Genomic DNA, 18,835 nt, shown 5'->3' on the forward strand with positions numbered 1-18,835 from the left:
CCCTGCGGCGGAAGCGCCCGCATCCGTTGCATGCCTCCCGACAAGTGCCGTGCCCCGCGGCGCTTTTCCGAAGGCAGGGACTATCCCCGCAGCCGCCGCACCAAAGCCGCGAGGGCCAGAACGATGCCCAGGATGATCAGGTTGGACAGGATCCCCGCCAGCACCGCCTGCGTCAGGTCGGCCCCGCCGCCGATTCCGGTCGAGGGCAGGATCACCGCCACGAAGACCACCCCCGCCGCCAGCGGCAAGAGCGTCCCGGTCGCCGCCCGCGTGCGGTACATCGTGACCACCAGGGCCACGATCAGACCGATGCGGAACGGATCGGCAAGCTGCGACTGGATGAGTTCGACCATTCTGGCATCTCCCTTTGCGCATCCATCCCCGATCCCCCGCCGCCGCGCAAGCCCCCCGGCACGGCAAGGCGGCGCCCCATGACGATCCCGCATCCCGCCCGCATCCTCGTGGTCGAGGACGAGGACAACATCGCCACCGCGCTGGAATATCTCATCACCCGCGAGGGCTACCGCCACGACCGGGTCGCCAGCGGCGCCGAGGCCCTGCCCCGGATCCGCGACACCCGGCCGAATCTCGTCCTGCTCGACGTGATGCTGCCCGAGGTCTCGGGCTACGAGATCTGCGAAAGCATCCGCACCGATCCCGCGCTGTCGGGGATCAAGGTGCTGATGATGACCGCGCGCGGCTCGGCGGTGGAACGGCGCAAGGGCCTGGCGCTCGGGGCCGACGGCTTCATCACCAAACCCTTCGAGCTGAAGGACCTCCGCGCCGAAGTCCGCCGCCTGCTCGCGCCCTGAGCCCCTCCTCGTTCGACTTCGTCTCCTCGTCGGAGAGCCCGCGCGAGGAGTGACGAAGTCATCGACGAGCCGGTGCCGCGAAGGGATCGGCCGGATAGACGACCCCCACCAGATACAGCCCCTGCGGCGGCGCCACCGGCCCGCAGGCCGCCCGGTCCCGCGCCGCCAGCGCCGCGCGCACGTCTCCGGCCTCCCAGGACCCCGCGCCCACCCGCTCCAGCGTGCCCACGATCGAGCGGACCTGGTTGTGCAGGAAGGACCGCGCCGCCAGGTCGAAGCGGTATTCGATCCCGCCGGGATAGCCGAGTTCCGAAATCTCGATCCGGTCCAGCGTCTTCACCGGGCTTTTCGACTGGCAGAGGGTGGAGCGGAAGGTGGTGAAGTCGTGATGCCCGACCAGCTCCGCCGCGCCGGCCCGCATCGCCGCCAGATCCAGCCGGTTCAGCACCTGCCAGACCAGCCCCCGGTCATGCGTGACCGGCGCGCGCCTGGCGACCAGCCGGAAGGCATAGCACCGCCCCAGCGCGGAAAAGCGGGCGTGGAAGTCCGCCTCCACCCGGGCACAGGCGGTGATCGCCACCGGATCGGGCCGCAGATGCGCGTTCAGCGCCTCGGACAGCCGGAACGGATCCCAGCCCCGCGCCAGATCGACATGCGCCACCTGCGCCGTGGCATGGACCCCCGCATCGGTCCGCCCCGCCGCGGCGATCACATGCGGCCCCGGCTCCAGCCTGCCCAAGGCGCGCTCGACGGCCGCCTGCACCGAGGGCAGCCCGCCCGCCTGACGCTGCCAGCCCGCAAACGGGCCGCCGTGATACTCGATCTGAAGCGCATAGCGGGGCATGGCCCCTCCCTATACCGGAGCAGCACCCGGCTCAATCCGCAAGGCACAAACGTAAGGTGGGCGATCCGCCCACCCTATCCGCCCCCTACCATTCCGCCGCGCCGCCCCCTATCTTTCCCCTTGAGAACCAGCGGGAGCGGGCCTTGGCATTTTCGGGACTGACCGACGGCATCGCCCGCAGGATCGAGGGCGCAGGCTCCACCCTGTCCGGGACCTTCCTCGACACCACCCTCCGCCTCGGCGTTACCGGCCTCTCCCGCGCGGGCAAGACCGTCTTCATCACCGCGCTGGTCGCCAACCTGCTGAACCGGGGCCGGATGCCGCAACTCAAGGCCCAGGCCCAGGGCCGGATCCAGGCCGTCCACCTGCAGCCCCAGCCCGATCTCACCCTCCCCCGCTTCGACTACGAGACCCACCTCGCCGCCCTGACCGGCGACAACCCGCGCTGGCCCGCCTCCACCCGCGCGATCTCCGAGCTTCGTCTCTCCTTCCGCGTCCAGCCGTCCGGCCTCCTCGCCTCCTGGCGCCGCCCCCACAGGCTGCATCTCGACATCGTCGACTATCCCGGCGAATGGCTCCTCGACCTCGCCCTGCTCGAGCAGAGCTACGGCGACTGGTCCGAATCCACCCTCGCCCGGCTGGAAAGACGCCCCGAGGCCGCCGCCTTCCTCGCCCTCGCCCGGGCCGAGGACGGGGCGCTCCCCCTGGACGAGACCCGCGCCCGCGAGGCGGCCGAGGCCTTCACCGCCTGCCTTGCCGCCGCCCGCGACGCCGGCCAGAGCGACCTCACCCCCGGTCGCTTCCTGCTGCCCGGCGACCTTGCCGGCTCTCCGGTCCTGACCTTCGCCCCCTTGCCGAAACCCGCCCTCACCCCGCGCGCAAGCCTCTGGCGCGAGATGGAGCGGCGCTACGACGCCTATAAATCGAAGGTCGTCCGCCCCTTCTTCCGCGACCATTTCGCCAAGGTCGACCGCCAGATCGTCCTCGTCGATGTCCTCGGCGCGATCCACCAGGGCCCGCGCGCGGTCGAGGACCTGCGCCGCAGCATGGCCGGCGTCCTCTCCGCCTTCCGCCCCGGCCGCAACTCCTGGCTCGCCTCCCTCCTCGGCGCCCGGCGGGTGGAGCGTATCCTCTTCGCCGCCACCAAGGCCGACCACCTGCACCACGAACAGCACCCCGCCCTGACCGCGATCACCGCCGCCCTCCTGGCCGAGGCCAAGTCGCGCGCCGATTTCTCCGGCGCCCGGACCGAGGCGATGTCGCTCGCCTCGCTCCGCGCCACGGTCGAGGAGACGGTCACCCGCGACGGCGCCACCGTCCCCGCCGTGCGCGGCACGCTTCTGGCCACGGCCAGGCCCGCGCTGATGTACCCCGGCGCGCTGCCCTCCGACCCCGCCCGCCTCCTCTCCCCCGCGCGCGAGGGGGCCGAGGCCTGGCTGGACGCCGACTATCACCTGATGTCCTTCGCCCCCGCCCGGCTGACCCTGAAACCCGGCGAGGGCCCGCCGCATATCCGCCTGGACCGCGCGGTGGAATTCCTGATCGGAGACCAGCTGTGAGCCGCCCGCCGAAGCCCTTCCTGCAGGAACTGGACGAGGCCGCCGATCCTTCCTCCGCCCCCCCGGTGCCCGACGCCGCGCCCGGGGGCCAGGCCATGCAGGCCGTAGCCCGGCTCTCGCAAGGTCGCGGCTCGCCCGCCCTGCGCTTCGCGCTCTGGGCCTTCGGCGCGCTCTTCTCCTTCGCGCTCTCCATCGCCGCCTGGGACTTCGTGACCGGCCTGCTGGCGCGGAACCTGATCCTGGGCTGGACGGCCCTTGTCCTCACCGCGCTGGCCGTCGCCGCCGCCCTGATCCTCGCCGCGAAGGAATGGGCCGCCTTCCTGCGGCTGAAACGCCTCGACGGGCTCCGCACCCAGGCCGAGGCCGCAGGCGCCGCTGCCGACGTGAAGGCCGCGCGCCGCGTGCTCTCCGCCCTGGGCGCGCTTTACGCCACCCGCCCCGACACCGCCTGGGGCCGCGCCCGCCTCGCCGAGCGCGCGCCGGACCTGATGGACGCCGACGCCCTCCTCGCGCTGGCCGAACGCGAGCTTCTGGCCACCCTCGACGCCGAGGCCCGGCTGGTGATCGAGGCGGCAGCACGCCAGGTCGCCACCGTCACTGCCCTCGTCCCCCTCGCGCTCGCCGACGTGGCGATGGCGCTTTTCGCCAACCTGCGGATGATCCGCCGCATCGCCGAGATCTACGGCGGCCGCTCCGGCAGCCTCGGCAGCCTGCGCCTCCTGCGCCGCGTCTTCGCCTCGCTCCTCGCCGCCGGGGCGCTGGCGCTGACCGACGACATGATCGGCTCGGTGGCGGGCGGCGGGGCGCTGTCGAAACTCTCGCGCCGCTTCGGCGAGGGCGTGGTGAACGGCGCCCTCACCGCCCGCGTCGGCCTCGCCGCGATGGAGCTCTGCCGCCCCCTGCCCTTCGCCGCACTCGACCGGCCGGCGGTGTCGTCGCTGGTCCGCCGCGCCCTGACGGGACTGGTGCCGGGCAGGGAGGCTGCTCCTCGTTGACGTCGTCACTCCTCGCAGGCGGCGCACCTTCCGACGAGAAGACGAAGTCGCACGAGGAGGTGCGGCAAGCGGCCCGCCGGACCAGGCTCAGCGGAACTTGTCCAGAAGCCTCTGCATCGGGCTGCGCGCATCCTCCACCGGGGCAGCCGCCGGCGCGGGAGCCTCTCCCTTCTCCTTCGTGGTCGAGGACCGGGGCGGCGCCGTCCGCAGCGAGACCGCATTCATGAACCTCTGCCCGTCGCCCGCGGCCAGCGCCTCGGCCCCGTCCGAGATGCCGCGCAAAAGGTCCTCCAGCCAGCCCGCATCCGCCTTGGCGAAATCATGCAGCACATAGGCCGCCACGGCATCCTTGTGCCCCGGATGCCCGATCCCCAGCCGCACCCGCTGGTAGGCCTCGCCCAGATGACCATGGATCGAGCGCAGCCCGTTGTGCCCGGCATGTCCCCCGCCCTGCTTCAGCCGCAGCTTGCCGGGCGCCAGGTCCAGCTCGTCATGGAACACCGTGACCTCGGACAGGGGCAGCTTCCAGAAGGCCACCGCCGCCTGCACCGACTGGCCCGACAGGTTCATGAAGGTCTCGGGCTTCAGGAGGGCGACCTTCTCGCCACCCAGCCGCCCCTCCGCGACCAGCCCCTGGAACGCCTTGCGCCAGGGCGTGAACCCATGGTCGGCGGCGATCCGGTCCAGCGCCATGAAGCCGATGTTGTGCCGGTTCCCGGCATATTTCGCCCCCGGATTGCCGAGGCCCACGAATAGCTTCACCCGATCGCCTCCGCCATCGCCCGGCGCCCGGTATAGACCGGCGGCCCTGTCGCCTCAACCGCACCACCCGCGCGAGCCCGAAATCCGAACGGATTTCGACCCGGTTTCCGAACGGAAACCGGGTCGCGCGGGATGTCAGGCCAGTTCGCCCGAAAGCGCCCGCTCGATCAGCGCCACGCTCTCCTCGACGCCATAAAGTGCTACGAACCCGCCGAAGCGCGGCCCGTCCGAGGCCCCCAGCAGCACCTCGTAAAGCGCCTTGAACCAGTCCCTAAGCGGCTCGAACCCGTGCTCCTTGCCCACGGCGAAGACCATCGACTGCAGGGCCTCGTCGTCCAGCCCCCCGTCCCAGACCTTCAGCCGCGCCACCAGATCCTCCATCGCCGCCCGCTCGCGGTCGTCCGGCAGCCGGAACACCCGCGTCGGCGCGATCCGGTCCGCGAAATAGCGCACCGCGAAGCCCGCCGCCGCGTCCAGGTCCGGGTTCTTCTCCGGGCTCGCCTCCGGGGCATAGCGACGGATGAATTTCCACAGCGCCCCCGCATCCTTGGCGCCGGCCACCGAGGCCAGGTTCAACAGCATCCCGAAGCTGACAACCATCCGGCTCTCCGGCGGCTTGCCGTTGTGGATATGCCAGACCGGGTTGTTCACCTGCCCCGCCACATCCTGCTCCGGGAAGGCACGCAGCTGCTGGTGATACTCGTCCACCGCCCGCGGGATCACGTCGAAATGCATCCGCTTCGCCGTCTTCGGCTTCTGGTACATGAAATACGAAAGGCTCTCCGTCGCCGCATAGGTCAGCCATTCGTCGATGGTCAGCCCGTTCCCCTTCGACTTCGAGATCTTCTGCCCCTGGTCGTCCAGGAACAGCTCATAGGTGAAGTGGTTCGGCTTCCGCCCGCCCAGAACCTCGCAGATCCCGTCATAGATCGGCGTATTGGTCGAGTGATCCTTCCCGTACATCTCGAAGTCCACGTCCAGCGCCGCCCAGCGCGCCCCGAAATCCGGCTTCCACTGCAGCTTCACATGGCCGCCCGTGACCGGCAGCGTCCACTCGCGGCCCTGCTCGTCGTCGAAGGTGATCGTCGCGTCCCTGGCGTTCACCTCCTTCATCGGCACATAGAGCACCCGCCCCGTCTCCGGATGGATCGGCAGGAAGCACGAGTAAGTCTGCTGCCGCTCCTCGCGCAAGCTGGCCAGCATGATTCCCATGATCGCGTCATAGCGCTCCGCCGCCAGCCGCAGCGTGTCGTCGAACCGGCCGCTCTTGTAGAACTCGGTCGCGCTGATGAACTCGTACTCGAAGCCGAACGTGTCCAGGAACCGCCGCAGCATCGCATTGTTGTGGTGGCCGAAGCTCTCGAACTCGCCATAGGGATCGGGGACCGAGGTCAGCGGCTTCTGCATGTGCTGGCGCAGCATCTCCTGCTGCGGCACGTTCTCCGGCACCTTCCGCATCCCGTCCACGTCGTCGGAAAAGCAGATCAGCCGCGTCGGAATGTCGCTGATGATCTCGAAGGCCCGCCGGATCATCGTCGTCCGCGCCACTTCCCCGAAGGTGCCGATATGCGGCAGGCCCGAGGGCCCGTAGCCCGTCTCGAACAGCACATAGCCCTTGGCCGGGTCCTTGCCGCCATAGCGTTTCAGCACCGCGCGGGCCTCTTCAAAGGGCCAGGCCTTCGAATTCATCGCCGCATCGCGCAGGGAGCTCATGTCCATTCTCCTGAAACGCCGGGCCATCCCCGACCGCCCGTCCTCTATTGCCCACCCCGCCCCGCGTCAATAATCTGCCGGCAACGCAGACAGGAGCCGCCGATGTCCGACACTTCCCCCATGTCCCCGCAGGATGCCCTCGTGGCCGTCATGGTGGCCTGCTCGGCCTCGGACCAGAACATGCGCACGGCCGAGCTGGTGGCGATCACCCGCATGGTCAACCACATGCCCGCCTTCGCCACCTACGACCCCGACCGCATCCGCCGCGTCAGCCGCGTCGTCTTCGACCTGTTCGAAGAGGAAGACGGCCTCGACGCCCTCTTCGGCCTGATCCGCGAGGCCCTGCCCGAGCGCCTCTACGAGACCGCCTATGCGCTCGCCTGCGACGTGGTCACCGCCGACGGGAGGCACTCCCAGGTCGAGCTCCGCATGCTGGAGGAGGTCCGGGAGGAGCTGAAGATCGACCGGTTGCACGCGGCGGCCATCGAGTGGGGCGCGCGGGTGCGGCATATGGTGGTGTGAGGGCGATCAAAGCTACCCCATTTCCATCCGACCTCAGTCAGTACGAACACACCTGACGCGCATGTCCCCGGCGGCATAGGCGCTAAGAATATCTCCCGCAGCTTCGTCGAAGTGCACTGCCCAACGGTGGGCTGGCGACATGAGCGACGATGTCCAGAAATAGGATCCAATCATGTCAGCGCGTTCAGCAAGGCCCGCTATCTTGAAGACGGCATATAGTTCGTCTCTTGCAGGAAGATACCAATCGTCATGATCATGTGCAATTAACTGCTCGCAGTGCATGGCGGCTTGATACTCATCGTAGCCTCCATTATTCTCCCGCAGCTTTGCATTCAGGTCTAGAAACAGACCAACGTTGGATTTCCCATTTGCACAGCTTTCACCTGTTGCTTTCTCATCCTCGCAAAGAGGAATGGGCGCGCTGTAGTCCCTAGGCCCCCATGTCGATCCCATGCTTGTATCGTATCCTTCTCCATCACTTGCAGCAAGGTACATCGGACGCCCATCGCCTGGTGATGCACCGACAAAGATGGAACCATCTGGACAGACGTCGCCGACAGCGCTACAGGCTGCGTTCGCATTCTCCGCTTGTGCAATCTGAGAGAAGTGGAGGAATGCGATCGATCCAACAGCCAAACAAGCGACGCAAACCGACACCGAATTGTTGTAGCGGGCAATAGACGCCATTTCTCGCCTCCTTCTATTGTGCTCCAATTTGACCTTTCCGAAAACGCGTAGATCAAGGCGGATAATCCTCAACCAGCATGCAGAAAGCTAGTGCATTGACAGGATCAAGCTCCATAGACCTCTCAGCGATGCATTTGCATGCCTTCTCTTCGCCCAATCGCGCTACAAACTCCTGCGAGGCATACATTCGTTTGCAGTTGTCAACATAGGACTCATACATTGCATCCGGATTCTCACACTCATACTCGCCAGCAATGACAGCATCGTTTAGCAAAGTGTAGATGTGTTTCTCGCGATTATTTTCCCATGCCGCGGCGACTTTGCGAGCAACGCAGTCGCATTTGAGCCTCGTTGCTGTCCGGGTGCTTCCCATGCAAAGCTGCAGCGCCCTCGCCTCGGCTTCCGGGCCAGTAGCAAAGCGCCCTTCCGGCAGCGGCACGGCTTTGGATTCGGTATCCGCCAATGGCTTCTTCGCATCCCCGCGCGCGGCCGGAACGGCACCGTAGTCATAAATCTTTTCAGAAAAGTCGTGGTTATATAGTGCGAACTCCACGAATTTGAGCGAGGCTGTGCGAAACTCTGGGTCGATCTTCAGAACGTCGACCACAGCAACGGCCTGCAACGTTCTTGCCTCCGCCGGGCTTGATGAACGCGCTTTCAGTCTCGCGTAAAGTGCATCAGCCTCGGAGCGAGACATAGACCAATACCTGTCCGTTTTCCTTAAAGGTTCGTCCGATTTGGGATGCAGAAAATCAGTGTAATGGGTTGGAGCAAGATAGTTCGGGCCACGCGGAATGGTGAGAGCCCCTCGTTTCTCGTCGTAAAGACCAAGTGGAGCCTGATCTGCAATCATGATCCGGAAAGGCGCTTTCGGGGCCAGTTCGAGCATTGCAGCCGAGCAGACGTTCAAGAACGTCTTTTCGCTTGCCTCCACTTCCTCCTGCGTGGCTCCATCAAAGCCCTTAGAGGAAAAGAAGTACTCAAAAGCGCTTGTTCTCGGTCGCAGAATATCTAACGCCAAGGCCTTCGTGTAACTCACGTGGTTACTTAGACGGGGCTCATCAACCATAGACGGGGATGCCGCGAAGGCGGCTAGACGCATGAAGACTTTTGCGTTCGGACTTGCCTCGCCGATAACCAAAATTCCATCAACATAGGTAGTCTTCAGGCTCTGTCGAATTTCCTGCGCCGTTGGGCAGTTCTGGGCCAGAACTTCAGCGGGAAATATTAGCGCGAAGGTGCCGAGAACAATCGAAGCGAAAACACCAGACAATGAGATGTGGAGCTTCATGGAATCACCCTGCTAGGAGTGTCTGAAGACACTATGATCGGTGGGAACTGTCATGTCATCCGGCTTTTTGCGTGAACTCTGGGCGCATGGGCCGCTTTACTACGGAGGAGTTCGGAAAAGCTAAACAAACCCCTAACGCCCACAAAAATCCCCCAATAAAATCAATCCCTTGAAATCGCGCCACGCGTGGCGCTCCTGCGGACTCCCTTGCGGCCCCCGGCCTCACCCATAGGCCCCCGCCCAGCGGCTGATCAGCTGCCCCTGCAGCCGCCGCGCCCGGCGGGTCCAGGACTTGCCTCCCTCCGGCTCCTCCCGCAGCGAGACCGGCACCGCATCCCGCCGCGCCGGGTCGCCCGAGAAGATCGCGAAGACCAGTTCCCTGCCCAGGGGCGGCACCACATGCCCGGCCAGCCCCGAGACGAAGTTCAGCGTCCCCGACTTCGCCAGCACCTTCACCGGGTGCTTCTCGATCAGCTTCCCCTGGTCGTCCTTCATCCCCACGTCGCGCAGGATCGGCTTCAGCCCCCGCCCTTCCCGCTCCGCCTGGACCAGCACCCGCGCCATCCCGCCCGCCGTCACCCGGCTGGTCCCGCCGAGGCCCGAGTGGTCGCGCAGGTCGAACTCCACCCCGAAACTCGCCCGAACCCAATCCGACATCGCCCGCGCCGACCCCTCCAGGTCCCGCACCCCCGAGGCGGTCAGCCCCACGCATTCCGCCGTCAGGTTGGTCGAATAGCGCAGCATCTCGCGGAGGACCTCGGGCAGGGGCGCGCTTTCCACCCGGCCGATCTCCTGCCCCGGCGGCAGCATCCCGACCCGCTCGCCCGGCTCCAGCCGGATCCCCTGCGCTCGGGCCAGCGTGCGGAACACCTCGGCCACGTAGCGGCCCGGCTCGCGCACCGGCAGCCAGCGGCTCCCCCCCTTGCCCAGCGCGCCGGAGGCCACGGTCCATTCCTCGACCTGCCCCCGGTCATAGGTGAACAAGGGCGCCTCGCGCGAACGGATGCCGACGCGGACCATGCCGACCTCGGGCCGGAACCGCTCGCCCCGCGCGTCGACCGCGACCTGCCAGTCGCCGCCGGCCCGCTTCCACTCGAAATGCACCCGGTTGAAGTTCAGGCACAGCCCCGAGACCGCGGCGTTGTAGCCGACATGCTCGGGCTGGTCCGCCGCGATCCCCTCGACCCCGGGCAGCGCGCCCTCCCACCAGAGGAACCGCCCCGTCGCCCCTTTCAGCCCCGAGGCCGCCAGCCGCGCCACCAGGTCGCCCAGCTGGTCGGTCTGCAGCGTCGGATCGCCGCCCCCCGCCAGCACCAGATCGCCCTGGACCATCCCGCCCGTGACCGGCCCCGTCGCCAGCACCCGCGTGGCGAAGCGGTGGTCCTTCCCCAGCCGGTCCAGCGCGTAAAGCGCGGTCACCGCCTTGGCGACGCTGGCGGGCGGCAGCGGCAGGTCGGGCTGCCGCGACTCGAGCACCGCGCCGGTCCTGGCATCGGCCACCACCCAGGCGACCTCGCCGCCAAGCTTGGCCGCCGCGACCAGCGCCGAGGCATCCCCCAGCGGGACCGGCGCCGGATGCCCGCCGCGCGGAACCGGACGCGGAGAGCTGGTCAGCCCCTCGCCCAGCGCAGGCAGGGCCACCCCCGCCAGGAACCCGCCCAGAACCATCCGCCGCGTGATCACGCCATCGCCCTCCAGCTTTCCCCGGTGATACCCCCTCGCCGGGCGATTCCACCAGTGCCGAGCGTCGGACCGCCCTATCCGCCGCGTCCCCAGCCGCCCCTGGCCCGGATCTCGGTCGAGGAGGCGTCGTTCATCGGCAGGTTCACGAAGGCCCAGACCGGGGGCTTGCGGCCCCGCAGCGTCTCGCCCCGCTGCGTGCGGTGTACCCGGAAGGCGCGGGCCGCCACGCTCAGCCGCGCGGCGACGCCCGAGCCCGGCCGCGCCAGCACCCCCACCGGGACCGAGCGCAGGATGTCGCGCCAGCGGTCCCAGCGGTGGAACTGCACCAGGTTGTCCGCCCCCATCAGCCAGACGAAGGTGACGCCGGGATAAAGCGCGCGCAGCCGGTCCAGCGTGTCGGCCGTGGTCCGGGTGCCAAGCCCTGCCTCCAGCGCGGTGATCTTCACCCTGGGATGCCGCATCAGCGCCCGCGCCCGGGCCAGCCGGTCGGCCAGCGGCGCGGGCTGGCGCGCCTTCAGCGGGTTGCCGGGCGTGACCAGCCACCAGATCTGGTCGAGGGCCATCCGCTTCAGGGCCTCGCGGGTGATATGGACATGCCCCTCATGCGCCGGATCGAATGATCCGCCCAGAAGCCCGATCACCATTCCCCGGCGCGCCACCGGAAACCCTTGCCGCATAAGACCATCCCTGTCCCTCGGCCGCCACTTGACCGCAAAGCCCCGGGCTTGACAATGGCGCGATGCCCCCGCGTAGGGTGGGCAATATTGCCCACCCTACTCCCCCGCGGAATCCAGATGTCTCGCCCGCCGCCCTCCGCCGAGGTCACGATCACCCTGGCCGATCCCGCCGGGCCCGCGGCACAGCACTGCCTCTCCGCCTATTTCCGCGAGCTCGACCGCCGCTTCCCCGGCGGCTTCGACCCCGGCCCGCCCGCCGATCCCGCCCGTTACCGCACGCCGCTCGGCGCCTTCCTGACCGCCAGCCGCGACGGCCGCCCCATCGGCTGCGTCGCGCTTTCCATCCCCGATGCCGAAGTCAAGCGCCTCTGGATCGCGCCCGCGGCCCGGGGTCAGGGCATTGCCCGCCGCCTGATGGCCGCCGTCGAGGACCAGGCCCGCGCCATGGGCCTTGCCCGTCTTCGCCTTGACACCAATGCCAGCCTGACCGAGGCGCTGGCCCTGTACCGCAGCCTGGGCTGGAGCGAAATCCCGAGCTACAACGACAATCCCCATGCCCAGGCCTGGTTCGCCAAGGAGCTCTGACCCCAGCCGTCCAGCCGTTGCAGCCCAGCGCCTTCGTCGCTACATAGGCGCCAACCCCCCGAATGCCCTTATGGAGCCCGACCCATGGCCAGCTATCAATACGTCTATCACATGGAGAACGTCTCCAAGACCTACCCCGGCGGCAAGACCTGCTTCGAGAACATTCACCTGAACTTCCTGCCCGGCGTGAAGATCGGCGTCGTCGGCGTCAACGGCGCGGGGAAATCCACGCTGCTGAAGATCATGGCCGGGATGGACAAGGACTTCAAAGGCGAGGCCTGGGCGGCCAAAGGGGCCAAGGTCGGCTATCTGGCGCAGGAGCCCTATCTGGACCCCAAGCTGACGGCGAAGGAAAACGTCATGCTGGGCGTCGCCGAGCAGCAGGCGATCCTCGACCGCTACAATGAACTGGCGATGAACTACTCGGACGAGACGGCGGACGAGATGGCTGCCCTGCAGGACCAGATCGACGCGGGCAACCTGTGGGAGTTGGAAGCCACCGTCGGCGTCGCGATGGATGCGCTGCGCTGCCCGCCCGACGATGCCGACGTGACCACGCTTTCGGGCGGGGAACGCCGCCGCGTGGCGCTCTGCAAGCTGCTGCTCGAAAAGCCCGACATGCTGCTGCTGGACGAGCCGACCAACCACCTCGACGCCGAGTCCATCGCCTGGCTGCAAAAGCACCTGATCGACTACAAGGGCACGATCCTGATCGTCACCCACGACCGCTATTTCCTCGACGACATCACCGGCTGGATCCTGGAGTTGGACCGCGGCCGCGGCATTCCCTACGAGGGCAACTATTCCGCCTGGCTCGACCAGAAGGCCAAGCGCATGGCGCAGGAAGCGCGCGAGGACAAGTCCAAGCAGAAGGCGCTGGAAAAGGAGTTGGAGTGGATCCGCTCCGGCGCCAAGGCGCGCCAGGCCAAGGGCAAGGCGCGCCTCACCCGCTACAACGAGATGGCGAGCCAGACCGTCACCGAACGCGCCACCACCGCGCAGATCATCATCCCGAACGGCGAGCGTCTGGGCAACAAGGTGATCGAGGTCGAAGGCCTGAAGAAGCATATGGGCGACAAGCTTCTGATCGAGGACCTGTCCTTCACCGTCCCGCCGGGCGCCATCGTCGGCGTGATCGGCCCGAACGGGGCGGGCAAGTCCACCCTCTTCCGCATGATCACCGGGCAGGAGCCGCCGGATGAGGGCACGATCAAGCTGGGCGAGACGGTGAAGCTGGCCTATGTCGACCAGTCGCGCGACGCTTTGGACCCGAACAAGAACGTCTGGGAGGAAATCTCCGGCGGGGCCGAGGTGATCCATCTGGGCGACATGCAGATGAACAGCCGCGTCTATACCGGGGCCTTCAACTTCAAGGGCACCGACCAGCAGAAGAAGGTCGGGCTCCTGTCGGGGGGCGAGCGCAACCGCGTCCACATGGCGAAGCTGCTGAAATCGGGCGGCAACGTGCTGCTCCTCGACGAGCCGACCAACGACCTCGACGTGGAGACGCTGCAAGCCCTGGAAGCCGCCATCGAGGATTTCGCCGGCTGCGCGATCATCATCAGCCACGACCGCTTCTTCCTCGACCGGCTCTGCACCCATATCCTCGCCTTCGAGGGCGACGCCCATGTCGAATGGTTCGAGGGCAACTTCGAGGCCTATGAACAGGACAAGGTCCGCCGCCTCGGCCCCGACGCGCTGGAGCCGAAGCGGGTGAAGTACAAGCGGTTCGCCCGGTGACGGCGACCGCGATCATTCGGGTGGCCGCGCTTGTTCTGGGCGCGGCCTCGCCTGTGGCCGCGCAAGATGCCGAAACGATCGGCCTGCTTCAGGACGTGGCCACGCTCAACGCCCGCTGCCGTGGCGGATCGGGCGACGACAGCGAAACCTGGATGGCCTGCGGCGCGCGCGATTACGTCGGCTTCCTCCTGTTCCAGCGCGGCTATTGCCTTGGAAAGGAAGGCCAGGCCGGGTTCGAGATGGAGTGGCACCCCTGCGGCCCCGGCTCGCTCGCGGCCCCGAGGCCCGAGTTCGCGCGGCCCTAGCCTTCCCGTCACCCCGGCGCCTTCCCGGAACCGCAAGCCACCGCTCGCGTTTCCTTGCCAGCGGAGCCATTCCGGCCCCTTTCACGAAAGGCGCTTCCCATGACCCTTGGCACGATCCTCCTCATCATCCTGATCCTGATCCTGATCGGCGCGCTGCCGACCTGGGGCTATTCCAGCTCCTGGGGCTACGGGCCCTCGGGCGTGGTCGGGCTGATCGTCGTGGTCCTTCTGATCCTTGTCCTGATGGGGCGCATCTAGGCCCGTAGGGTGGGCAATCCGCCCACCTCCCCGCGCGTCCCGCACCTCCCACCAAGCGAAGGAGTCACCCAATGAAAGGCGCACTTGCCTGGCTGATCGGCATCCCGATCCCGATCATCATCATCCTCTACCTGCTCGACGTCTTCTGACGCCCTGCCCTGGGCGGCACGCCGCTGCCCGGGGCTACTCCAGCAACCCCAGCACCTCGTCGGCCAGCTTGCCGACCTCGCCTGCGGCCAGGCCGCGGACCTCGCAGGCCCCCAGCCCCTGGCCCAGCGTCTCGGCATAGACGACGCGCTGGCCAAGGCTCGCCCCTGCCACGCCGCCGACCTCGGCCGCCGCGGTCGCGACCTCGTCGCCCAGCCGCGTTCCCGCCTTGACCCGGTTCAGCACGATCACCGCCCGCCGCCCCTCGCGGCCGATCAGGTCGAAGACCCCGTCCGTCGCCCAGAGATCCACCATCGAGGCCGCGACCGGCACCAGCACCAGGTCCGCCTCGCGCAGCGCCGGGCGCAGGTCGGCGTCCACCTTGGGCGGCGTGTCCACGATCACCACATCGGCCTGCTTGCGCAGCTTCTCGCATTCATAGCCCACGCCCCAGGCCGAGGCGGTCGAGAAGTCCATCCCCGCCTCGCCCAGCCTCTCGCGCCGCGCCATGAACCAGCGGCCAAGACTGCCCTGGGGATCGGTGTCCAGCAGCGCCACCCGCAGCCCCCGGCGCCGGAACTCGACCGCCAGGTTGACGGCCAGCGTCGTCTTGCCGCTGCCCCCCTTCTGCTGCGCCACGGTCACGACCTTGCCCATCGCGAATCCCCCTCTTGCCGCAGCGCAGCATAGCGCAAATCCGGGCCCGGCACAGGCCCCTGTAACCCCCCGCGCCGGCAAGGCTTGGATTCCCGCAGCTTTTGTGCGATCCTGCAAAAAGCGACGTTATCTTCTCGACCACTGTCTCCGACTTTCGGCCACAGCAATCGACCTAAAGCTGACGGGGCCGGGCCGCCGCACTTCCGCGGGCGGCACAACGACAGGAGACTTCACGATGGCCAAGGGCACCGTGAAATGGTTCAATGAGACCAAAGGCTACGGCTTCATCGCCCCGGAAGGCGGCAAGAAGGACGTGTTCGTCCACATCACCGCGCTGGAGCGTGCGGGCCTGCGCAGCCTGAAGGACGGCCAGCCGGTCACCTTCGACATCGAAGCCGGCCGCGACGGGCGCGAATCCGCCACCAACCTCGCGCTCGCCTGAGCATTTCCCGGCCGGGGGCGGTCCGCCGCCCCCGGCCTTCTACATCAGCGTCATCGCCACGCGATCGCGCAGGACGTGGTCGTAGCCACGGCGAAAGCCCGCCTCGGACACCGGATCCGGCAGACAGACCGCCGTCCGCCGCCCCATCGGATAGGCCGGCACGTCGAAATCCCGGCTGACCAGCATCACCCTCATCCGCGCCTCGGCCGCCACCAGCGCCGAAACCGCGCGGTGGGCGCCGGCCATCCCGCCGAAGGCGTCGCAATCCATCACGAAAAGATCAAAGCCCAGCGGGTCGTCCACGACCGCCGCAAGGGCAAGGTCCAACTCGCCCTCGATCTCGACCAGGCTGCCATAGCTTGCCAGACGCTGCGCGCTCTCTCCCTCGGGCCGGTCGGTCAGCAGCATGACCCGAGCCCCTGCGGCCTGTGGAAAGGCCCCTTGTCCTTCGATCCCCGGAAACGTCTGCACCGCGCACCTCCATTACCCTGGGCCTGCGTAATCTGGCATTGCAGCCAGCATTTGCCGTAAACAAGGAAACTTACAGGTAAAAATCAGATACAGCGCCACATTCCAGCACAGGTTGCCGGGCCAGCGGGGACGTCCCCGTCACGGTTGCACGAATTCGGTTTCCGGGAGTTGTTAACGGCTCATCCTCTCCTGTTAACCTATTCCATCTCGGAATGCAGCCCTCGATGGGCCAAACTGGGTGCGAATCACCAGGAGATGATCGCGATGAACCAGCATGCGAACCTTGCCCATTGGGACCTGCGCCAGGACCTTGCCGCCGCCTTCCGCTGGACGGCGCGGCTGAACCTGCACGAGGCGGTGGCCAATCATTTCTCGCTGGCGGTCAACCCCGAGGGCACGCGCTTCCTGATCAACCCGAACGGACGGCACTTCAGCCGGATCACCGCCTCCTCGCTGGTCGAGATCGACGCCAACGACCCTGCCACCATGTCGCGCCCCGATGCGCCCGATCCCACCGCCTGGGGCCTGCATGGCAGCATCCACCGCGCCTGCCCGCATGCCGCCTGCGTCATGCATATCCACTCGATCCATGCCACGGTCCTGGCCAGCCTCGCCGACTCGCGCCTGCCGGCCATCGACCAGAACACCGCCATGTTCCACAACCGCCATGTGGTCGACGACCATTACGGCGGCATGGCCTTCGAGGAAGAAGGCGCACGCTGTGCCCAGCTTCTGGCCGATCCCAAGATCACCACCATGGTGATGGGCAACCACGGCGTCCTGGTGATCGGCCGCACCGTGGCCGAGACCTTCAACCGCCTCTACTATTTCGAGCGTGCGGCCGAGACCTATATCCGCGCCCTGCAGACCGGCCGCCCGCTCCGCACCCTGCCCGAGGCGATCGCCGAAAAGACCGCGCAGGAATGGGAGGCCTACCCCGGTTTCGCCGAGTCCCACCTGCGCGAGCTGCGCGCCATCCTGGACGCCGAGGATCCCGGCTACGCCGGATGACGGATATGGGCATCCCGGGTCGGTGAAGGACCAGACCCGAACCCCGCCGCGGGGCAGGAAGGCCGCAAGCAAGCGAAGGGCGCGCCGATGGCCGAGAAGCCGAACCTCCTGATCCTCATGGTCGACCAGCTGAACGGGACGCTGTTCCCCGACGGCCCGGCCGGTTTCCTGCACGCCCCGAACCTGCGGCGGCTGGCCTCCCGTTCGGCGCGCTTCGCCAATTGCTACACCGCCTCGCCGCTCTGCGCCCCGGCGCGGGCCAGCTTCATGTCGGGCCAGTTGCCCAGCCGCACCCGCGTCTACGACAACGCGGCCGAATTCGCCTCGGACATCCCGACCTATGCCCACCACCTGCGCCGGGCGGGCTATCAGACCGCGCTTTCCGGCAAGATGCATTTCGTCGGCCCCGACCAGTTGCACGGCTTTGAACAGCGCCTGACCACCGACATCTACCCCGCCGATTTCGGCTGGACCCCCGACTACCGCAAACCGGGCGAGCGGATCGACTGGTGGTACCACAACCTCGGCTCGGTTACCGGGGCGGGCGTGGCCGAGATCACCAACCAGTACGAATACGACGACGACGTCGCCTTCCAGGCGGTGCAAAAGCTCTACGACCTCTCGCGCGGGCAGGATCCCCGCCCCTGGTGCCTGACCGTCAGCTTCACCCATCCGCACGACCCCTTCGTCGCGCGGCGCAGATACTGGGACCTCTACGAGGGCGCGCCGGAATGCGAGCCGCCCGAGGGGCTGGCCTACGAGGGCATGGACCCCCACTCCCGGCGCCTGATGGACGCCTGCGACTGGAAGGGGCTGGAGATCACCCCGGACCACATCCGCCGCGCCAGACGGGCCTATTTCGCCAACATCAGCTATATCGACGACAAGATCGGCGAGATCCTGGCGGTGTTGGAAGCGACGCGGCAGGAAGCCGATGTCGTCTTCGTCTCCGACCATGGCGAGATGCTGGGAGAGAAGGGCCTGTGGTTCAAGATGAACTTCTTCGAAGGCTCGGCCCGCGTCCCGCTGATGATCGCCGCGCCGGACATGCCCGCCGGACTGGTGGAAACCCCGGTCTCCTCGATCGACCTCGCGCCGACGCTGGCCGCGCTGGCCGGCATCTCGATGGAGGAGGTCGCCCCCTGGACCGAGGGCGTGAACCTCCTCCCCGTCGCCCATGGCGCAAGCCGCGGCCCGGTCGCGATGGAATACGCGGCCGAGGGGACCATCACCCCGATGGTCGCCCTGCGCGACGGCGCCTGGAAATACATCCGCTGCCCGGCCGATCCCGAATTGCTCTTCGACGTGGCCAACGACCCGGGCGAGACGACCAACCTCGCGGAAGACCCCCGCGCGGCCCAGATCCTCGCCCATTTCCGTGCCCTCGCCAACGCCCGCTGGGACCTCGACGCCTACGACGCCCAGGTCCGCGAAAGCCAGGCCCGCCGCTGGGTGGTCTACGAGGCGCTTAGGAACGGCGCCTATTTCCCCTGGGACCACCAGCCGCTCCGCGCCGCCTCGGAACGCTACATGCGCAACCACATGGACCTGAACGTGCTGGAGGAGAGCAAGCGGTTTCCGCGGGGGGAATGACGGTGTTTCGCGTGGGCAGATTGCCCACCCTACGAAACCGGCGCGCCTTGTAGGGTGGGCAATCTGCCCACGCGCGACCCT

21 protein-coding genes are annotated in these 18,835 nt (G+C 67.6%); 11 read left to right on the forward strand and 10 right to left on the reverse strand.

The window, feature by feature from the left end; genetic code table 11:
- Positions 1 to 80 precede the first annotated feature (80 nt).
- Positions 81 to 353 carry a hypothetical protein gene (locus I7S92_RS13475; protein ID WP_197645182.1) on the reverse strand — a complete coding sequence of 91 codons (273 nt, stop codon included), beginning with the start codon at positions 351 to 353 and terminating at the stop codon, positions 81 to 83.
- A 78-nt stretch (positions 354 to 431) separates the two neighbouring features.
- Between I7S92_RS13475 and I7S92_RS13480 the strand changes: the two genes are divergently transcribed.
- The gene (locus I7S92_RS13480; RefSeq protein ID WP_197645184.1) at positions 432 to 812 is read left to right on the forward strand and encodes a response regulator transcription factor; all 381 of its coding nucleotides are present in this window, start codon (positions 432 to 434) and stop codon (positions 810 to 812) included.
- A gap of 58 nt (positions 813 to 870) precedes the next feature.
- Here the strand turns inward: I7S92_RS13480 and truA are convergent, their stop codons facing one another.
- Positions 871 to 1,656, reverse strand: coding sequence for a tRNA pseudouridine(38-40) synthase TruA (gene truA, locus I7S92_RS13485; protein ID WP_197645186.1), 786 nt, complete (start codon positions 1,654 to 1,656; stop codon positions 871 to 873).
- A 143-nt stretch (positions 1,657 to 1,799) separates the two neighbouring features.
- Between truA and I7S92_RS13490 the strand changes: the two genes are divergently transcribed.
- On the forward strand, positions 1,800 to 3,215 hold the full coding sequence (locus I7S92_RS13490; protein ID WP_197645188.1) for a YcjX family GTP-binding protein: 1,416 nt from the start codon (positions 1,800 to 1,802) through the stop codon (positions 3,213 to 3,215).
- On the forward strand, positions 3,212 to 4,210 hold the full coding sequence (locus I7S92_RS13495; RefSeq protein WP_197645190.1) for a YcjF family protein: 999 nt from the start codon (positions 3,212 to 3,214) through the stop codon (positions 4,208 to 4,210). The genes I7S92_RS13490 and I7S92_RS13495 overlap by 4 nt, the downstream gene beginning before the upstream one ends.
- Before the next feature lie 87 nt (positions 4,211 to 4,297).
- On the opposite strand, the gene pth is transcribed toward I7S92_RS13495, so the two are convergent.
- Together pth and I7S92_RS13505 are read right to left on the reverse strand one after the other, a co-directional pair.
- Positions 4,298 to 4,972, reverse strand: a complete 675-nt coding sequence (gene pth, locus I7S92_RS13500) for an aminoacyl-tRNA hydrolase (RefSeq protein ID WP_197645192.1) — start codon at positions 4,970 to 4,972, stop codon at positions 4,298 to 4,300.
- Between the two features lie 135 nt (positions 4,973 to 5,107).
- Complete coding sequence (locus tag I7S92_RS13505) at positions 5,108 to 6,685, reverse strand: lysine--tRNA ligase (protein ID WP_197645194.1); 1,578 nt, start codon at positions 6,683 to 6,685, stop codon at positions 5,108 to 5,110.
- Positions 6,686 to 6,787: 102 nt separating this feature from the next.
- Here I7S92_RS13505 and I7S92_RS13510 point away from each other — a divergent pair, with 102 nt between their 5' ends.
- Complete coding sequence (locus I7S92_RS13510; RefSeq protein ID WP_197645196.1) at positions 6,788 to 7,207, forward strand: tellurite resistance TerB family protein; 420 nt, start codon at positions 6,788 to 6,790, stop codon at positions 7,205 to 7,207.
- A gap of 33 nt (positions 7,208 to 7,240) precedes the next feature.
- Here I7S92_RS13510 and I7S92_RS13515 read toward each other — a convergent pair whose 3' ends face one another.
- From I7S92_RS13515 to I7S92_RS13530, 4 genes are all read right to left on the reverse strand, one after another.
- On the reverse strand, positions 7,241 to 7,894 hold the full coding sequence (locus I7S92_RS13515; protein WP_197645198.1) for an Lcl domain-containing protein: 654 nt from the start codon (positions 7,892 to 7,894) through the stop codon (positions 7,241 to 7,243).
- Positions 7,895 to 7,946: 52 nt separating this feature from the next.
- Positions 7,947 to 9,185 (reverse strand): hypothetical protein, encoded by a 1,239-nt coding sequence (locus I7S92_RS13520; RefSeq protein ID WP_197645200.1) that lies wholly within the window; start codon positions 9,183 to 9,185, stop codon positions 7,947 to 7,949.
- A 222-nt stretch (positions 9,186 to 9,407) separates the two neighbouring features.
- Positions 9,408 to 10,868 (reverse strand): D-alanyl-D-alanine carboxypeptidase/D-alanyl-D-alanine endopeptidase, encoded by a 1,461-nt coding sequence (dacB, locus tag I7S92_RS13525; RefSeq protein WP_354001333.1) that lies wholly within the window; start codon positions 10,866 to 10,868, stop codon positions 9,408 to 9,410.
- Positions 10,869 to 10,942: 74 nt separating this feature from the next.
- Entirely contained in the window at positions 10,943 to 11,545 is a 603-nt protein-coding gene (locus tag I7S92_RS13530; protein WP_197645202.1) for a nicotinate-nucleotide adenylyltransferase, read from the reverse strand.
- A 117-nt stretch (positions 11,546 to 11,662) separates the two neighbouring features.
- Between I7S92_RS13530 and I7S92_RS13535 the strand changes: the two genes are divergently transcribed.
- From I7S92_RS13535 to I7S92_RS13550, 4 genes are all read left to right on the forward strand, one after another.
- Entirely contained in the window at positions 11,663 to 12,130 is a 468-nt protein-coding gene (locus tag I7S92_RS13535; protein ID WP_197645204.1) for a GNAT family N-acetyltransferase, read from the forward strand.
- 84 nt (positions 12,131 to 12,214) lie between these two features.
- Positions 12,215 to 13,870 carry an energy-dependent translational throttle protein EttA gene (gene ettA, locus I7S92_RS13540; protein WP_197645206.1) on the forward strand — a complete coding sequence of 552 codons (1,656 nt, stop codon included), beginning with the start codon at positions 12,215 to 12,217 and terminating at the stop codon, positions 13,868 to 13,870.
- Positions 13,867 to 14,175, forward strand: coding sequence for a hypothetical protein (locus I7S92_RS13545; RefSeq protein ID WP_197645208.1), 309 nt, complete (start codon positions 13,867 to 13,869; stop codon positions 14,173 to 14,175). Before ettA ends, I7S92_RS13545 begins: the two co-directional genes overlap by 4 nt.
- Positions 14,176 to 14,274: 99 nt before the next feature.
- Positions 14,275 to 14,433: a DUF3309 family protein gene (locus I7S92_RS13550; RefSeq protein WP_197645210.1), complete on the forward strand. Its 159-nt coding sequence runs from the start codon at positions 14,275 to 14,277 to the stop codon at positions 14,431 to 14,433.
- 183 nt (positions 14,434 to 14,616) lie between these two features.
- Here I7S92_RS13550 and parA read toward each other — a convergent pair whose 3' ends face one another.
- Positions 14,617 to 15,237 carry a ParA family partition ATPase gene (parA, locus tag I7S92_RS13555; protein WP_197645212.1) on the reverse strand — a complete coding sequence of 207 codons (621 nt, stop codon included), beginning with the start codon at positions 15,235 to 15,237 and terminating at the stop codon, positions 14,617 to 14,619.
- A gap of 235 nt (positions 15,238 to 15,472) precedes the next feature.
- Between parA and I7S92_RS13560 the strand changes: the two genes are divergently transcribed.
- Positions 15,473 to 15,679 (forward strand): cold-shock protein, encoded by a 207-nt coding sequence (locus I7S92_RS13560; RefSeq protein ID WP_103258321.1) that lies wholly within the window; start codon positions 15,473 to 15,475, stop codon positions 15,677 to 15,679.
- Between the two features lie 39 nt (positions 15,680 to 15,718).
- Here I7S92_RS13560 and I7S92_RS13565 read toward each other — a convergent pair whose 3' ends face one another.
- The gene (locus tag I7S92_RS13565) at positions 15,719 to 16,087 is read right to left on the reverse strand and encodes a hypothetical protein (protein WP_197645214.1); all 369 of its coding nucleotides are present in this window, start codon (positions 16,085 to 16,087) and stop codon (positions 15,719 to 15,721) included.
- Between the two features lie 327 nt (positions 16,088 to 16,414).
- On the opposite strand from I7S92_RS13565, the gene I7S92_RS13570 reads away from it, so the two are divergent.
- Both I7S92_RS13570 and betC read left to right on the forward strand, forming a co-directional pair.
- The gene (locus I7S92_RS13570) at positions 16,415 to 17,161 is read left to right on the forward strand and encodes a class II aldolase and adducin N-terminal domain-containing protein (protein ID WP_197645216.1); all 747 of its coding nucleotides are present in this window, start codon (positions 16,415 to 16,417) and stop codon (positions 17,159 to 17,161) included.
- An 87-nt stretch (positions 17,162 to 17,248) separates the two neighbouring features.
- The gene (gene betC / locus I7S92_RS13575) at positions 17,249 to 18,754 is read left to right on the forward strand and encodes a choline-sulfatase (RefSeq protein WP_197645218.1); all 1,506 of its coding nucleotides are present in this window, start codon (positions 17,249 to 17,251) and stop codon (positions 18,752 to 18,754) included.
- The last annotated feature ends 81 nt before the right edge of the window (positions 18,755 to 18,835 follow it).

It is taken from the genome of Tabrizicola soli (assembly GCF_015999335.1).
Classification (GTDB): domain Bacteria; phylum Pseudomonadota; class Alphaproteobacteria; order Rhodobacterales; family Rhodobacteraceae; genus Tabrizicola; species Tabrizicola soli.

Bases quoted from the DNA above. Each gene is read 5' to 3' on its own strand.
- I7S92_RS13480 (WP_197645184.1), top strand. From the start codon at position 432: ATGACGATCCCGCATCCCGCCCGCATCCTCGTGGTCGAGGACGAGGAC.
- I7S92_RS13520 (WP_197645200.1), bottom strand. From the start codon at position 9,185: ATGAAGCTCCACATCTCATTGTCTGGTGTTTTCGCTTCGATTGTTCTC.
- I7S92_RS13550 (WP_197645210.1), top strand. From the start codon at position 14,275: ATGACCCTTGGCACGATCCTCCTCATCATCCTGATCCTGATCCTGATC.
- I7S92_RS13560 (WP_103258321.1), top strand. From the start codon at position 15,473: ATGGCCAAGGGCACCGTGAAATGGTTCAATGAGACCAAAGGCTACGGC.
- I7S92_RS13510 (WP_197645196.1), top strand. From the start codon at position 6,788: ATGTCCGACACTTCCCCCATGTCCCCGCAGGATGCCCTCGTGGCCGTC.
- I7S92_RS13505 (WP_197645194.1), bottom strand. From the start codon at position 6,685: ATGAGCTCCCTGCGCGATGCGGCGATGAATTCGAAGGCCTGGCCCTTT.
- parA (WP_197645212.1), bottom strand. From the start codon at position 15,237: ATGGGCAAGGTCGTGACCGTGGCGCAGCAGAAGGGGGGCAGCGGCAAG.
- I7S92_RS13565 (WP_197645214.1), bottom strand. From the start codon at position 16,087: ATGCTGCTGACCGACCGGCCCGAGGGAGAGAGCGCGCAGCGTCTGGCA.
- I7S92_RS13515 (WP_197645198.1), bottom strand. From the start codon at position 7,894: ATGGCGTCTATTGCCCGCTACAACAATTCGGTGTCGGTTTGCGTCGCT.
- I7S92_RS13570 (WP_197645216.1), top strand. From the start codon at position 16,415: ATGAACCAGCATGCGAACCTTGCCCATTGGGACCTGCGCCAGGACCTT.
- ettA (WP_197645206.1), top strand. From the start codon at position 12,215: ATGGCCAGCTATCAATACGTCTATCACATGGAGAACGTCTCCAAGACC.
- I7S92_RS13530 (WP_197645202.1), bottom strand. From the start codon at position 11,545: ATGCGGCAAGGGTTTCCGGTGGCGCGCCGGGGAATGGTGATCGGGCTT.
- truA (WP_197645186.1), bottom strand. From the start codon at position 1,656: ATGCCCCGCTATGCGCTTCAGATCGAGTATCACGGCGGCCCGTTTGCG.
- betC (WP_197645218.1), top strand. From the start codon at position 17,249: ATGGCCGAGAAGCCGAACCTCCTGATCCTCATGGTCGACCAGCTGAAC.
- I7S92_RS13535 (WP_197645204.1), top strand. From the start codon at position 11,663: ATGTCTCGCCCGCCGCCCTCCGCCGAGGTCACGATCACCCTGGCCGAT.
- I7S92_RS13475 (WP_197645182.1), bottom strand. From the start codon at position 353: ATGGTCGAACTCATCCAGTCGCAGCTTGCCGATCCGTTCCGCATCGGT.